We start from the raw sequence: 12,686 nt of genomic DNA, 5'->3' as shown, positions 1-12,686 counted from the left end.
GGCATCAGCCCATGTGCGACCGTCGATAGACCAAAGTCGACTCTCGACCCGCCGGCCGGCCGGCGTCAGCCCCCGGCGGACGGGACGGCCTTGCGCAGGTGGGCGGCGGTGATGGAGTCGGGTGATTCCAGCAGGCGGGCGGGGGTGCCCTCGAACACGACGCGGCCGCCGTGCTCGCCGCCGCCGGGGCCGAGGTCGATGATCCAGTCGGCGCGGCGGATGACGTCCAGGTCGTGCTCGATGACGATCACGGTGTTGCCGGCGTCCACCAGCCGGTCCAGGAGGGCGACCAGGGTGTCGACGTCGGCCATGTGCAGGCCGGTGGTGGGTTCGTCCAGGACGTAGATCTGGCCGGTGCGGTGCAGCTGGTCGGCGAGCTTGATGCGCTGCCGTTCGCCGCCGGACAGGGAGCTGAGGGGCTGGCCGAGGGTGAGGTAGGTGAGGCCGACCTCGTTGAGCGTGCGGATCCTGGTGTGCAGGGTCTTCTCGGGGAAGAAGTCCAGGGCCTCCTCGGCGGTGAGGGCGAGCACGTCCACGATCGAGCGGCCGCGCAGCCGGTGCCGCAGGACCTCGGGGCGGTAGCGGGTGCCGTGGCATGCCTGGCAGAGGGTGGTGACGGGGTCCATGAAGGCCAGGTCGGTGAAGATGACGCCGTTGCCGTCGCAGTCGGGGCAGGCGCCCTTGGAGTTGTGGCTGAACAGACCGGGGTCGGCGCCGGTGGCCTTGGCGAACAGCCGCCGCAGCGGGTCCATGATCCCGATGTAGGTGGCGGGGCTGGAGCGCCGGGAGGTGCCGATGGCCGACTGGTCGACCACGATCGCCTCGGGGTGGGCGGCGGTGAACACCCGCGAGACCAGGGTGCTCTTGCCCGAGCCGGCCACGCCGGTGACGGCGGTGAGCACGCCGGCGGGGAAGCGCGCGGTGACGTCCTTGAGGTTGTGCAGGGCGGCGCCGGTCACGGTGAGCCAGCCGGACGGCTCGCGGAAGTCCGCCTTGACCGGTGCGGATCGGCGCAGGCAGCGCCCGGTGAGGGTGGCCGAGGCGCGCAGCTGCTCGACCGTTCCCTGGAACACCGCCTCGCCGCCGCGGGTGCCGGCGCCCGGGCCCATGTCGATGACGTGGTCGGCGACCTCGATCACGTCGGGGTCGTGCTCGACGACCAGCACGGTGTTGCCCTTGTCGCGCAGCTGGCGCAGCAGGTCGTTGAGGCGGCCGATGTCGCGGGGGTGCATGCCGGTGCTGGGCTCGTCGAAGATGTAGGTCATGCCGGTGAGGCTGGAGCCCAGGTGCCGGACGACCTTGAGCCGCTGGGCCTCGCCGCCGGAGAGGGTGGAGGTCTGCCGGTCCAGGCTCAGGTAGGACAGGCCGATCGCCTCCAGGCGCCGCAGGCGTTCGACGGCTGCCGCGGCGATGGGCCGTCCGACCGGGTCGCCGATCCCGGCGAGGGCGCCGATCAGGTCGCCGACCTCCAGGGCGCACAGGTCGGCGATGTTGCGGCCGCCGATGCGGCTGGCCAGGGCCTTGGCGTTGAGGCGGGCACCGACGCATTCGGGGCAGGTGCGCTCGGACACCACGCCGGCCGCGGCCTGCCGGCTGCGTTCGGACAGGGCGGACAGGTCGCGTTTGATGTAGAGGCGCTCGAAGCGTTCGACCAGGCCCTCGTAGGCGTTGTGGCCCATCGAGCCGGTGTGGTTGAGGCGCGGCACCCGGAAGCCCTTGCCGTACAGGAACAGGTCCCATTCCTCCCGGGTGTAGTCGCGCAGCGGCTTGCCGGGGTCGAACAGGCCGGATTCGGCGACCAACTGCCAGGGGTAGGTGCCGGTGGCGAAGGGCGGGAAGAGGATGGCGCCGTCGTCGAGCGACTTGGTGGTGTCCAGGAACTTGTCCAGGTCGACGCGGACGACGCGGCCGAGGCCGTCGCATTCGGGGCACATGCCCTGGGGGTCGTTGAAGGAGTAGACCGAGGAGTCGCCCGCGCTGGGCTCTCCGCACCGGGAGAACAGCACCCGGATGACCGAGTAGATGTCGGTCATGGTGCCGACGGTGGAGCGGGAGTTGCCGCCGATGGGCTTCTGGTCGACCACGATGGCGGGGGCGAGGTGGTCGATGACGTCGGCGTCGGGGCGCTCGTACTTGGGCAGCCGGTTGCGGATGAACCAGGTGAAGGTCTCGTTGAGCTGGCGCTGCGACTCCACGGCGACGGTGTCGAACACCACCGAGGACTTGCCCGAGCCCGACACCCCGGTGAAGACGACGATCTTCTCCTTGGGGATGCGCAGTGACAGGTCCCTGAGGTTGTTCTCGCGCGCGCCCTTGATCACGATGTGGTCGCGGTGCACGGCGGGGGCGTCGCTGGTCGGCGTCATGACCGTCACGCTAGGAGGCAAGCAGGTCAGGATCGGTCCTGTTTCGATCGCATACTGGTGGGCGTGACCGACACCTCGGCGCGGCTGCTCCAGCTGCTCTCGCTGTTGCAGGCCCGGCGCGAACAGACCGGCCCCGAACTGGCCGCGCGGCTGGGCGTGACCGTCCGCACCGTGCGCCGCGACGTGGAGCGGCTGCGCGGGCTGGGCTATCCGGTGCGCGCCGAGCTGGGCGCGCTGGGCGGGTACCGGCTGGAGGCGGGGACGGCGCTGCCGCCGCTGCTGCTGGACGACGAGGAGGCGGTGGCGATCGCGCTGGGACTGCGGGGCGCGGCGGCGGGCGGCGGCGTCGACGGGATCGAGGAGACCTCGGTGCGCGCGCTGGCCAAGCTGGAGCAGGTGCTGCCGGACCGGCTGCGGCGCCGGGTGGGGGCGCTGGCGACGGCCACGATGCCGATCGCGGCGCCGCCGGCGGGGCCGAGCGTGGCGCCCGAGACGCTGACGGTGCTGGCGGCGGCGTGCCGCGACCGGGAGCGGCTGCGGTTCGCCTACCGGGACAAGGGCGACGCCGAGAGCCGCCGGCTGGTGGAGCCCTACGGGCTGGTGTCGGCGGGGCGGCGCTGGTACCTGGTGGCGTGGGATCTGGGCCGGGGGGACTGGCGGACGTTCCGGGTCGACCGGCTGGAGGAGCCGCTGCCGACCGGGGTGCGCGGCGGGGAGCGGACGCTGCCGGCGCCGGACGCGGCGGCGTTCGTGAAGCGGTCGCTGGCGGCGGCGCGGCCCGTCCGGGAGGCCGTGCTGACGGTGCACGCCTCGGCGGCGGAGCTGGCCGACCGGTTCCGGGTGGCGGGGACGGAGCTGGAGCCGGTCGACGAGCGCACCTGCACGCTGCGCACCGCGGCCGACTCGCTGGAGTGGACGGCGCTGCGGATCGCGTTCCTGGAGATCGAGTTCACGGTGCGGGAGCCGCCGGAGCTGGCCGGGCGGCTGGGCGATCTGGGCCGCCGCCTGCAGCGCGCCGCCGAGCGTTCCGCGGAGCGCTCCGCCGCGTCCGAGGGGCCCGCCGGGGCTGATCAGGGGCGGGGCTGATCAGGGGCGGTGCGGGGCCAGGAGGCGGTCGAGGTCGGTGCGCAGGGCCTCCCGCAGGGTGCCGCCCTCGCCGGTCATCGCCCAGACGATCAGGACGCCGTTGTAGGCGACGTGGACCGAGCGGGCCAGTGCGGCGGTGCCGGTGCCGGGGGCCAGGCCGCCGGTCGCGGCGGCCTCCCGCAGCAGCGCGGTGATCTCCTCGCGGACGATGCCGAAGTGGACGGCGGCCGGCTCGCGGAACTCGGGGTCGGCGAGGTCGAGCTGGAGGAAGGCCAGGCTGTTGGCCATCTCCTCGGGGGTGCGCACGGTGGCGGCCATCGCGCCCAGCGCCGCGTGCAGGATCTCCAGCGGCGCGTCCCCCGGGGCGGCCTGGCGGCGGGCGTCCTCGAAGTAGCGGCGGACGCCCGGGCCTGCCTGCCGGGCCAGCGCCAGCAGCAGCCCGCGTTTGGAGCCGAAGCGCTGGACGATCGTGGCGGGGGCCAGCCCGGCCTCGGCGGCGACGGCGGCCAGGGTGAGGCGGCCGGGGCCCAGGCGTCCCAGCACGCGGGCCGCCGCGCGCAGGATCGCCTCGTCGCTGGTGGTACGGGGGCGCGCCACGGCCGGGCTCCTCACGGGGTTGGACCGGCAGGTTTGTGAATGCCGGTTCGGTAACTGTAGCGGGCCCGGCCGGGGCCGCCGCGCGTTCGGCCGGGGATCCTTCGGCCAAGATCTACAAAGCGGCTCGAGGGCGGTTCACACGCAGTGAAGCATGTGTTACAAACTCCCTGTTACAGCCTGGCGCAAGGAGGGGCCATGTCCGTCACGCGACGTCAGATCCTGGGCCGCGGCGGCGCGGTAGGGGCGGGCATCGCCTTCACCGGAGCGTTGGAGCAGCTCTTCGCCGGCACCGCGTCGGCCGCCCCGGCGGCGGCCCCGGCCGGGAGGCCGGCGGGCGGCTGGGCGGGGTACGGGCCGCTGCTGCCCGACCCGGCCGGGATCCTGGACCTGCCCCGCGGCTTCCGCTACAGGATCTTGTCGCGTGAGGGCGAGCCGCTGCGCTCGGGCGAGGGCCCGGTGCCCAGCCACGCCGACGGCATGGCCGCCTTCCGCGGCCGTTCGGGCGGTGTGCGGCTGGTGCGCAACCACGAGAACCGCCCCGACGCCGAGCATCGCGTCCCGGCGGTCGAGGGGCTGACCTACGACCCCGAGGGCAAGGGCGGGTGCACGGCCCTGGAGGTCTCCGCCGCCGGCCGGGTCCGCGGCGAGCGGGTGGCGATCGCGGGGACGGCGGTCAACTGCGCGGGCGGCCCCACGCCGTGGGGGACCTGGCTGACGTGCGAGGAGAGCGAGGACAAGGCCGGCACCAACGGCTACACCAAGGATCACGGGTTCGTCTTCGAGGTCGATCCGGCCCGCCCCGAGCGCGGCGGCGCGGTGCCGCTGACGGCGCTGGGCCGCTTCCAGCACGAGGCCGTGGCGATCGACCCGCGCGACGGCGTGGTGTACGAGACCGAGGACGCCTTCGAGAAGCCGTTCGGGCTGTTCTACCGCTTCCTCCCCGACAAGCCCCGGGGCGGCTTGGGCAGCCTGCGCGCCGGAGGACGGCTCGAGGCGCTGCGGGTGCCGGGGGTGACCGACCTGGCGGTGGTGCAGGAACCGGGCACCACGTTCAAGGACGTGCGGTGGGTCCCGGTGCCCGACCCGCTGGCCAAGCAGACCCCGATCCGCTTCCAGGACTTCGGGCCCGGCGGCATCACGCACGGGCAGAAGCTGGAGGGCTGCTACTGGGGCGGTGACCGGCTCTACTTCGTGTGCAGCTTCGCGCGCAGGAGCGAGGGGTCGCAGGCCGACCACTTCGGGCAGGTGTGGTCGTACGAGCCGCGCTCGCGGCGCCTGACGCTGGTGATCGTGTTCGGGCCGGACACCGATGTGAACACGCCGGGCGAGTCGCCCGACAACATCGCGCTGGCCCCGCAGGGCGGGCTGATGGTGTGCGAGGACGGCGGCGGCGCGCAGCACGTGTACGGGGTGACGCGGGGTCGCACGGTGTACCCGGTGGCGCGCAACCGGCAGAACACCGGCACCGAGCAGGAGCCGGAGTGGGGCGAGTTCGCGGGGGTGACCTTCTCCCCGGACGGGCGGACGATGTTCGTCAACGTCTACGACCCGGGCACGACCTTCGCCGTCACCGGCCCCTGGCACCGCTGACCGCGTCCCCCGCGCCGTCCCCGGCGTCCCCGGTGTCCCCGGTGTCCTCGGTGTCGCCCGGGTCCGCCGCGGTCGGCGGGGCGTCGCGGGCCACGGTGACGATCTCGTCCAGCAGCGCGGCCACGGCCGGGGGGACGGGCCCGGCGGCCACCAGCGCGGTGATGCGGCGACGTCCCAGCCCGGTGCAGGGCGGCGGGGCGACCCCGGGCTCGCGGTGCAGGGCGAAGGCCAGCGCGGGCATGGCGGTGACGGCCAGGCCGCGGGCGACCAGGCGCTGCACGGCGATGTGGTCGTCGGTGGCGAAGGCGATGCGGGGGCTGAACCCGGCGCGGGCGCAGGCGCGCAGCAGGTGGCCGCGGCAGCGTTCGCAGCCCGAGGCCCAGGTGTCCTCGGCCAGGTCGGCCAGGTTGGGGCGGGTGGCGCCCGCCAGCGGGTGCGCGGCGGGGACGGCGAGCCGGACGGGGTCCTCGCGCAGCGGGATCTCGCGGAATCCGGCGTCGTGTGAGGTCGGTTGAGTGAAAACGCAGGCGATCAAGTGATCCGACTTGACGGCTTGTGTTCAACCCCGTACTTTCAGTAGCGCGATCTGGGACGCCGGGTTCGATGTCAGCGTGCGGGGCCCCTTTCCACCGGAGTGATGGTCTGGGGCCTCCCCGTCGCCTCTTGTCGAGCCCACATGGCCAGGTCGCATAGGGAACCGGCCTCCCGGGAACGGACCACGCACGCGATGCGTGTCGCCGGCCCGGGGTCGAGTACGCCGGGGACCAGTGCGCCCAGCACCGTTCGGGGCGCGCGGCTGAGCAACTCATGCACAGTCCCTAGGAACGGTAGGCGAACACCAGGGCCAGGTCGCCGGCGCGCCGTGCGGCCAGGGCAGGCGGTTCGGCCTCGGTGAGGGAGACGGTGACCGCGGGCGCGCAGGGCGGCCAGCGCGCCGCGGCGGTCATCGATCCCAGCCGGGCGACCTCGCGCAGGACGCGGGCGCGGTTGAGGTCGAGCATGGCGGCAAGGTATCAATCATTTCTGGGTCGGCCCTAGAAGATAGTCGTTTGTGCTATGGGTCCGGATTCGCCGATGATCGGGCCATGACCGACACGAGCAGCGCTTCGTCCAGCGCTCTGTCCAGCGCTTTGTCCAGTGATCCGGCCGGCGGGAGCCTTTCGGCGCGGGAGGCGCGGCGCGAGTTCGCGCCCCGGGTGGCCTATCTCAACACCGCCTCCTACGGGTTGCCGCCGCGGGCGGCGCACGAGGCGATGCTGGCGGGCGAGCGGGACCGCGCGGCGGGCCTGCTGACCACGGCGACGGGGGACGAGGCGGTGCGGCGGGCGCGGGAGCTGTTCGGGCGGCTGGTGGGGCTGCCGCCGGAGCGGATCGCGTGCGGGTCGCAGGTGTCGTACTTCGTGGGGCTGGTGGCGGCGTCGCTGCCGGCGGGGGCGAGGGTGCTGGTGGCCGACGGCGATTTCACCTCGCTGCTGTTCCCGTTCCTGGCCCGTCCGGATCTGGTGGTGCGGTCGGTGCCGCTGGAGGAGGTCGCCGGGTCGGTGGACGGCGGGGTGGACCTGGTGGCGGTGTCGGCGGTGCAGTCGGCCGACGGCCGGGTCGCGGCGATGGAGGAGCTGATCGGGGCGGCGCGGGCGCACGGCGCGCGGATCCTGCTGGACGCCACGCAGGCGGTGGGCTGGCTGCCGGTGCCCGCCGACCGCGTGGACCTGCTGGTGTGCGGCGGCTACAAGTGGCTGCTGGGCCCGCGCGGCACGTGCTTCCTGGCCGGGACGCCCGAGGCGCTGGCGGCGCTGCCCGCGGTGGGGGCGGGCTGGTACGCGGGCGAGGACGTCTGGGACTCGATCTACGGGGGGCCGCTGCGGCTGGCCGGTGACGCGCGCCGGCTGGACCTGTCGCCGGCGTGGCAGAGCTGGGTGGGCCAGGTTCCGGCGCTGGAGCTGCTGGTGCGGGTCGGGGTGGAGGCCGTCGGCGCCCACGATCTGGCGCTGGCGAACCGGTTCCGGGCGGGGCTGGGGCTGGGGCCGGGGGATTCGGCGATCGTGTCGGTGCCGGTGGCGGAGGGGACGGCGCAGTCGCTGGCCGCTCAGGGGGTGGTCGCCTCGGTGCGGGCGGGGCGGTTGCGCTGCGCGTTCCACCTGTCGACCTGCGAGGCGGACGTGGACCGGGCGCTGGAGCTGCTGGCGGGCCGGGTGCTGCCCGGGGGGTGAGGGATGATCGCCCCCGCTAGCCTGTTTCGGGGCGGACCGGGAGGACCGGGAGGTGCGCGCGTGGCGATGCGGAAGGGACGGCGGGATCGCGATGGCGGATTCGGCGCAGCTGGTGGCGTTCGCGGTGACGATGGGGCTGGGCGCGATGTCGCCGGGCCCGGATTTCGCGATCGTGGTCCGGCACGCGGCGGTGGGCGGGCGGCGCGGCGGGATGGCCGCGGCGCTGGGCGTGGCCCTGGGCGTGCTGGTGTGGGCGGCGACGGCGGCGCTGGGGGTGGCGGCGCTGCTGGCGGCCTCGGCCACGGCGTTCACCGCCGTGAAGATCGTCGGGGCGGTGTATCTGCTGTATCTGGGGGTGCGGTCGCTGCGGGCGGCGGCCCGGGGCGGCGGCGCCGGCCCCGGTGAGGGGCCGGGTGAGCGCGCGGCGGTGCCGTGGTGGGCGGCGTTCCGCCAGGGCCTGCTGTGCAACGTGCTGAACCCGAAGGCGGCGGTGTTCTTCGTCGCGCTGATGCCGCAGTTCCTGGGCGATCACCCGGCGGTGACCGACACGCTGCTGCTGTCGCTGGTGGCGGCGGCGGTGGCGTGCGTGTGGTTCATGGCGGTGGCCAACGTGGTGGGGGCGCTGCGGCGGGTGTTCTCGCGGGAGCGGGTGCGGCGCGCCATCGACGGGCTGACCGGGGCGGCGCTGATCGGCCTGGGCGTGCGCCTGGCCGTCACCCGCGCCTGACCCCGGTCCCTTCTCCCGTCACGCCTTTCCGCTCACCTGTCTGGGTGCGCCCGGCGCCGGGTCATTCGCGGGAGCCGATGACCTCGGCGGGGTGCTCGCGCAGCGCCAGGCGCGCGGCCAGGGCGAGCGCGGTGACGGCGGCCAGGATGCCCAGGCACGCGAGCGGCGGTGCGTGGGGCGGTGCGCCCCGGGTCATGCCGGCGGCGAACGCGGTGAGGGTGGCGGCGGCGATCGCGGTCCCGGCGGCGGCGCCGGTGGCCACCAGGATGAGGGTCTCCCAGCGCAGCATCCGCATGATCTGGCGGCGGGTGGCGCCGGCCAGCCGCAGCAGCGCCAGTTCCCGCGCGCGGTCGCCGGTGGCCATCGCCAGGCTGTTGACCAGCGCGATCGCGGTGAAGGCGATGATCAGTCCCATGGCGGCCAGGTTGACCTGGGCGGCGCCCTGCCGGGCGGCGCGGCGGCGGTCGGCGGGGGCGCCCGCCTCCAGCAGCCGCGGCCCGGGGCCGGCGGCGGCCAGTGCGGCCAGGCCGCGGCGGGCAACGGGCGCCGCGCCGGGCCGCGGGGTGATCAGGACGGTGTCGGCGCGGGGGTCGTCGACATGCCCGGCTACCTGCTCGAAGGGCAGGGTGACGTCGCCGAACCCCAGACCGCGCCGGTAGATCGCCACCAGCCGGGCGGTGGCGCGGGTGCCGTCGCCCAGGATGAGGGGGATCCGGTCGCCGAGGCGGGCGCCGCGGTGGTCGGCGGCGGTGGCGCTGAGGGCCAGCGCGCCGGGGGCCAGGCGGTCCAGGGAGCCTTCGCGCACGTCCAGGTCGAGGGCGGCGGAGGGCCTGCCGGGGGTGACGCCCTGGGCGGGGTACTTGTCGACGCCGACGCGCAGGGTGGTGCGCACGATCTGGGTGACCTCGCCGACCCCCTCCAGGCGGCGCGCGGCGTCGGCGACCCCGGCGGGGACGCCTGCGGGTCCGGCGAGCGCGTAGGGGGCCAGGGTGCCCTGGTCGGCCTGCCTCCCGGCGGCGTGGCCCAGGGTGGTCTGGACGAACAGGATCGTGCCGGTCATGGCGACGGCGAGGGTGAGCGGGGTGGTCACCGAGGCCAGCCGCCGGGCCGCGGCGCGGGTGTTGGCGGCGGCCAGGAACCCGGCGGCGCGGGAGGCCCGCAGCGGCACGCCCAGGATCGTGGCGGCGGCGTGGGTGATCGGCGGCCCGAGCAGGGCGGTCGCGACGGCGGCGAGGACCACGCTCAGGAAGGTGACCGGTGAGGCGGCGGCCTCGGTGTCCAGCCGGGCCAGCACGGCCAGCAGCACGACATGGGCTGCCAGGACGGCCAGGCCCGCCAGGGCGCGGGCGGGTCCGGGACGGGCGGAGGGCACGGCGGCGTCCTGCAGCGCCTCGGTGGGGCGCGGGCGGGCGGTGCGGCGGCCGCTGATGCGGGCGGCGATCCACGCCGCGGCCAGGGTGGCGGCCACCGATCCCAGGACGGGGAAGGGGCTGAAGGAGGGCCGCAGCACCTCGGGCATCGCGCCCAGGTCCACGAACCGTCCGCGCAGCCAGGCGGCCAGCGCGAGCCCGGCGGCGGCGCCGGGCGGCGTGGCCAGCAGGCCCACCGCCAGGGCCTCGCGGCCGATCATCGCGCGGATCTGGCGGGGCGTGGCGGCCACGGCGCGCAGCACGGCCAGTTCCCGGCGGCGCTGCTGGATCGACAGCGCCAGGGTGCCGACGACGACCAGGATCGCCACCGCCAGCGCGGTTCCGCCCAGCGCGCCGCCCATGCTGATGAGCATCGTGCGGGCCTGGGCGGCGTCGCGGAACTCCAGCGGGCCGCGCTCCTCGCCGGTGTGGACCTTGGCGGGGGTGCCGTCCAGGGCGGCCCGTACCGCGCGGGCGAGCGCGGCGGTGTCGGCGCCGGGTTCGGGCAGGACGCCCAGCGCGGTGATCTGGCCGGGGCGCCCGGCCAGCCGGCGGGCCTCGGCGTCGGAGAAGAACACCGCGGCCTGGTGGCGCGGCCCGCCGCCGCGTGGGGCGGCCAGGCCGACGACGCGGTGGAGGGCGGCGGGCGCGGTGGTCTGCACGGTGACCTGGTCGCCGACCTTGGCGCCCGCGCCCGACAACACGTCTAGGACGATCTCGCCGGGCGCGGCGGGCGGGCGGCCGGCGCGCAGCGTGTAGGGGGTGAGGGCGGCGGAGGACCAGCCGTACCCCCGGGAGGGGACGCCGGAGGGGCGTGGGGTGCGGTCCAGGACGTCGGCGGGGAAGGCGACCTCGGGGACGAGGGCGGCCACGCCGGGAAGCGGTTCCAGGCGTGCGGTCAGGCCCTCGGGCAGCCAGGCGCGTTCGGTGAGCGGCTTGCTCTTGACCTTGGTCGTGTCGTCCTTCTTGTTCCGGGTCCAGTGGGCGTTCTGGTCGGCGGCGACGACGATGGGCGTGCCGGCGTAGCGTTCGGCGGGGATCGCGCCGCGCAGGCCGGTCTCCATGAGCACGCCGCAGGCGGTGAGGAGCGCGGCCGCGCACAGCAGCGCCAGGTAGGCGCCGGCGAAGGCGGCCTTGCGGGTGCGCAGCGTGGCCAGTGCCAGGGAGCCGATCACGAGCGGGCTCCCAGGGTGGTCATGCGCGCGGCGACGGTGTCGGCGGCGGGCGAGCCCAGCGTGTCGGCGACGCGGCCGTCGGCCAGGAACACCACGGTGTCGGCGTAGGAGGCGGCGACCGGGTCGTGGGTGACCATGACGACGGTCTGGCCGGTGGTGTCGGCGGTCTCGCGGAGCAGGGCGAGCACCTCGCGGGCGGTCACGGTGTCCAGCGCGCCGGTGGGCTCGTCGCCGAAGACCACGTCGGGGCGGGTGATGAGGGCGCGGGCGATGGCCACGCGCTGCTGCTGCCCGCCCGACAGGCGGGCGGGGCGGTGCGCGGTGCGGCCGGTGAGGCCGACCCGGTCGACGACCTCGGCCAGCAGGGCGCGGTCGGCGGGCCGCCCGGCCAGCCTCAGCGGCAGGGTGATGTTCTGCTCGACGGTGAGCGAGCCGATGAGGTTGAAGGCCTGGAACACGAACCCGGCGCGGGTGCGGCGCAGCCGGGTCAGGGCGGTCTCGCCGAGGCCGGTGAGGTCGGTGCCGCCGAGCCGCACCGTCCCGGAGGTGGCCCGGTCGAGGCCGGCGGCGCAGTGCAGCAGGGTGCTCTTGCCGGACCCGGAGGGGCCCATGACGGCGGTGAAGGACCCGCGCGTGACCTGCAGGGTGACCTCGCGCAGCGCGGTGACGGCACCGTGGCCGCGGCCGTAGGTCTTGGTCACCGCCTCCAGCCGCACGGCGGGCTCGGGCGGGCGGTGGGGGAGTGTCGGGTTGTGCTCGGACGGCATGGGCTGCTGTCCTTTCCGGTGGAGGGACGTCGCGCGTGAGAGCACCCCGGGCAGGGGTGGGTGCGCGTCTTTCCGATCCGGGCCGCCGAGTTGCCGCTCGGCGGCCCGGCCCGGGCCCGCCTCGGGGAGGCCGGGCCGGTCTGCGGTCGTGGCGTGCGCCGGGTGGTTCAGGGGTCCTCGGCGGGCGGGGCGGGGAAGGCCAGGAACCGGGTGAGCATCGTGCGCGCTCCCGGCGGGAGGCTGCCTTCGGGGCGTTTGTAGCGGTTGAGCAGCGCGATGTAGTCCTCGAAGAACTCGCGCAGCTCCTGGGGGGTGACCTGGATGGTCCCGCGCGAGTAGGGCAGCGCGTCGTCCCACTCCTGCCCGCCGGTGGCGTTGTCGGCGTTCAGCTGCGCCTGGGCGAACAGCTCGAGGTCGGCGGCGAAGGCCAGCCGGTTCATCTCGTCGACGACGGCGCGGGTGGCGGGGTCCTGCTCGGAGCGGCGGGGGAAGCGCAGGTCGCGGCGGGCGGCGCGCCACCAGCGCTCGCGGCCGCGGGCGCGCTCGGGGACGTCCTTGACGAACCCGTGCCGGGCCAGTTCGCGCAGGTGGTAGCTGGTGGCGCCGGTGTTGAGGTCCAGGGCGCGGGCCAGGGTGGCCGAGGTGGCGGGCCCGTGCAGCTGCAGGTGCTGCAGCATCGCCTGGCGGCGCGGGTGCGCCAGGGCCTTGAGCGCCTCCAGGTCGCTGATCTCCTCCGGTGCCGGCATGCATGCAAAGGTA

Annotated in this window: 11 protein-coding genes; 4 read left to right on the top strand and 7 right to left on the bottom strand. The window is 75.3% G+C overall.

Annotated elements, in window-relative coordinates:
* Positions 1 to 65 precede the first annotated feature (65 nt).
* Positions 66 to 2,366 carry an ATP-binding cassette domain-containing protein gene (locus ACFPZN_RS37560; RefSeq protein WP_378287262.1) on the bottom strand — a complete coding sequence of 767 codons (2,301 nt, stop codon included), beginning with the start codon at positions 2,364 to 2,366 and terminating at the stop codon, positions 66 to 68.
* A gap of 63 nt (positions 2,367 to 2,429) precedes the next feature.
* Between ACFPZN_RS37560 and ACFPZN_RS37555 the strand changes: the two genes are divergently transcribed.
* A complete protein-coding gene (locus ACFPZN_RS37555; RefSeq protein WP_378287261.1) occupies positions 2,430 to 3,452 on the top strand; it encodes a helix-turn-helix transcriptional regulator in 1,023 nt (340 codons plus the stop codon).
* Here ACFPZN_RS37555 and ACFPZN_RS37550 read toward each other — a convergent pair whose 3' ends face one another.
* Entirely contained in the window at positions 3,453 to 4,049 is a 597-nt protein-coding gene (locus ACFPZN_RS37550; protein WP_378287260.1) for a TetR/AcrR family transcriptional regulator, read from the bottom strand.
* 195 nt (positions 4,050 to 4,244) lie between these two features.
* Between ACFPZN_RS37550 and ACFPZN_RS37545 the strand changes: the two genes are divergently transcribed.
* Positions 4,245 to 5,639 (top strand): alkaline phosphatase PhoX, encoded by a 1,395-nt coding sequence (locus ACFPZN_RS37545; RefSeq protein WP_378287259.1) that lies wholly within the window; start codon positions 4,245 to 4,247, stop codon positions 5,637 to 5,639.
* Here ACFPZN_RS37545 and ACFPZN_RS37540 read toward each other — a convergent pair.
* On the bottom strand, positions 5,617 to 6,174 hold the full coding sequence (locus ACFPZN_RS37540) for a LysR substrate-binding domain-containing protein (protein WP_378287258.1): 558 nt from the start codon (positions 6,172 to 6,174) through the stop codon (positions 5,617 to 5,619). The two genes, ACFPZN_RS37545 and ACFPZN_RS37540, sit on opposite strands and share 23 nt — an antisense overlap.
* A 283-nt stretch (positions 6,175 to 6,457) precedes the next feature.
* Complete coding sequence (locus ACFPZN_RS37535) at positions 6,458 to 6,640, bottom strand: hypothetical protein (RefSeq protein ID WP_378287257.1); 183 nt, start codon at positions 6,638 to 6,640, stop codon at positions 6,458 to 6,460.
* 84 nt (positions 6,641 to 6,724) lie between these two features.
* Here ACFPZN_RS37535 and ACFPZN_RS37530 point away from each other — a divergent pair, with 84 nt between their 5' ends.
* Both ACFPZN_RS37530 and ACFPZN_RS37525 read left to right on the top strand, forming a co-directional pair.
* Complete coding sequence (locus ACFPZN_RS37530; protein ID WP_378287256.1) at positions 6,725 to 7,849, top strand: aminotransferase class V-fold PLP-dependent enzyme; 1,125 nt, start codon at positions 6,725 to 6,727, stop codon at positions 7,847 to 7,849.
* 52 nt (positions 7,850 to 7,901) lie between these two features.
* Positions 7,902 to 8,576, top strand: coding sequence for a LysE family translocator (locus tag ACFPZN_RS37525; RefSeq protein ID WP_378287255.1), 675 nt, complete (start codon positions 7,902 to 7,904; stop codon positions 8,574 to 8,576).
* A 61-nt stretch (positions 8,577 to 8,637) separates the two neighbouring features.
* Here the strand turns inward: ACFPZN_RS37525 and ACFPZN_RS37520 are convergent, their stop codons facing one another.
* From ACFPZN_RS37520 to ACFPZN_RS37510, 3 genes are all read right to left on the bottom strand, one after another.
* A complete protein-coding gene (locus tag ACFPZN_RS37520; RefSeq protein ID WP_378287254.1) occupies positions 8,638 to 11,160 on the bottom strand; it encodes an FtsX-like permease family protein in 2,523 nt (840 codons plus the stop codon).
* Entirely contained in the window at positions 11,157 to 11,927 is a 771-nt protein-coding gene (locus tag ACFPZN_RS37515; RefSeq protein WP_378287253.1) for an ABC transporter ATP-binding protein, read from the bottom strand. Before ACFPZN_RS37515 ends, ACFPZN_RS37520 begins: the two co-directional genes overlap by 4 nt.
* A gap of 167 nt (positions 11,928 to 12,094) precedes the next feature.
* Positions 12,095 to 12,673, bottom strand: a complete 579-nt coding sequence (locus ACFPZN_RS37510) for a helix-turn-helix domain-containing protein (RefSeq protein WP_378287252.1) — start codon at positions 12,671 to 12,673, stop codon at positions 12,095 to 12,097.
* Between the last annotated feature and the right edge of the window lie 13 nt (positions 12,674 to 12,686).

Source organism: Actinomadura rugatobispora (assembly GCF_042656285.1).
GTDB lineage: Bacteria > Actinomycetota > Actinomycetes > Streptosporangiales > Streptosporangiaceae > Spirillospora > Spirillospora rugatobispora.
Note: the sequence above shows the minus strand (reverse complement) of the source record. Positions and strands in the feature narration are given on the sequence as shown.

What these genes read in the sequence shown, in the direction of transcription:
- ACFPZN_RS37560 (WP_378287262.1), bottom strand. Translation starts at nt 2,366, where the DNA reads ATGACGCCGACCAGCGACGCCCCCGCCGTGCACCGCGACCACATCGTG.
- ACFPZN_RS37545 (WP_378287259.1), top strand. Translation starts at nt 4,245, where the DNA reads ATGTCCGTCACGCGACGTCAGATCCTGGGCCGCGGCGGCGCGGTAGGG.
- ACFPZN_RS37535 (WP_378287257.1), bottom strand. Translation starts at nt 6,640, where the DNA reads ATGCTCGACCTCAACCGCGCCCGCGTCCTGCGCGAGGTCGCCCGGCTG.
- ACFPZN_RS37530 (WP_378287256.1), top strand. Translation starts at nt 6,725, where the DNA reads ATGACCGACACGAGCAGCGCTTCGTCCAGCGCTCTGTCCAGCGCTTTG.
- ACFPZN_RS37515 (WP_378287253.1), bottom strand. Translation starts at nt 11,927, where the DNA reads ATGCCGTCCGAGCACAACCCGACACTCCCCCACCGCCCGCCCGAGCCC.
- ACFPZN_RS37510 (WP_378287252.1), bottom strand. Translation starts at nt 12,673, where the DNA reads ATGCCGGCACCGGAGGAGATCAGCGACCTGGAGGCGCTCAAGGCCCTG.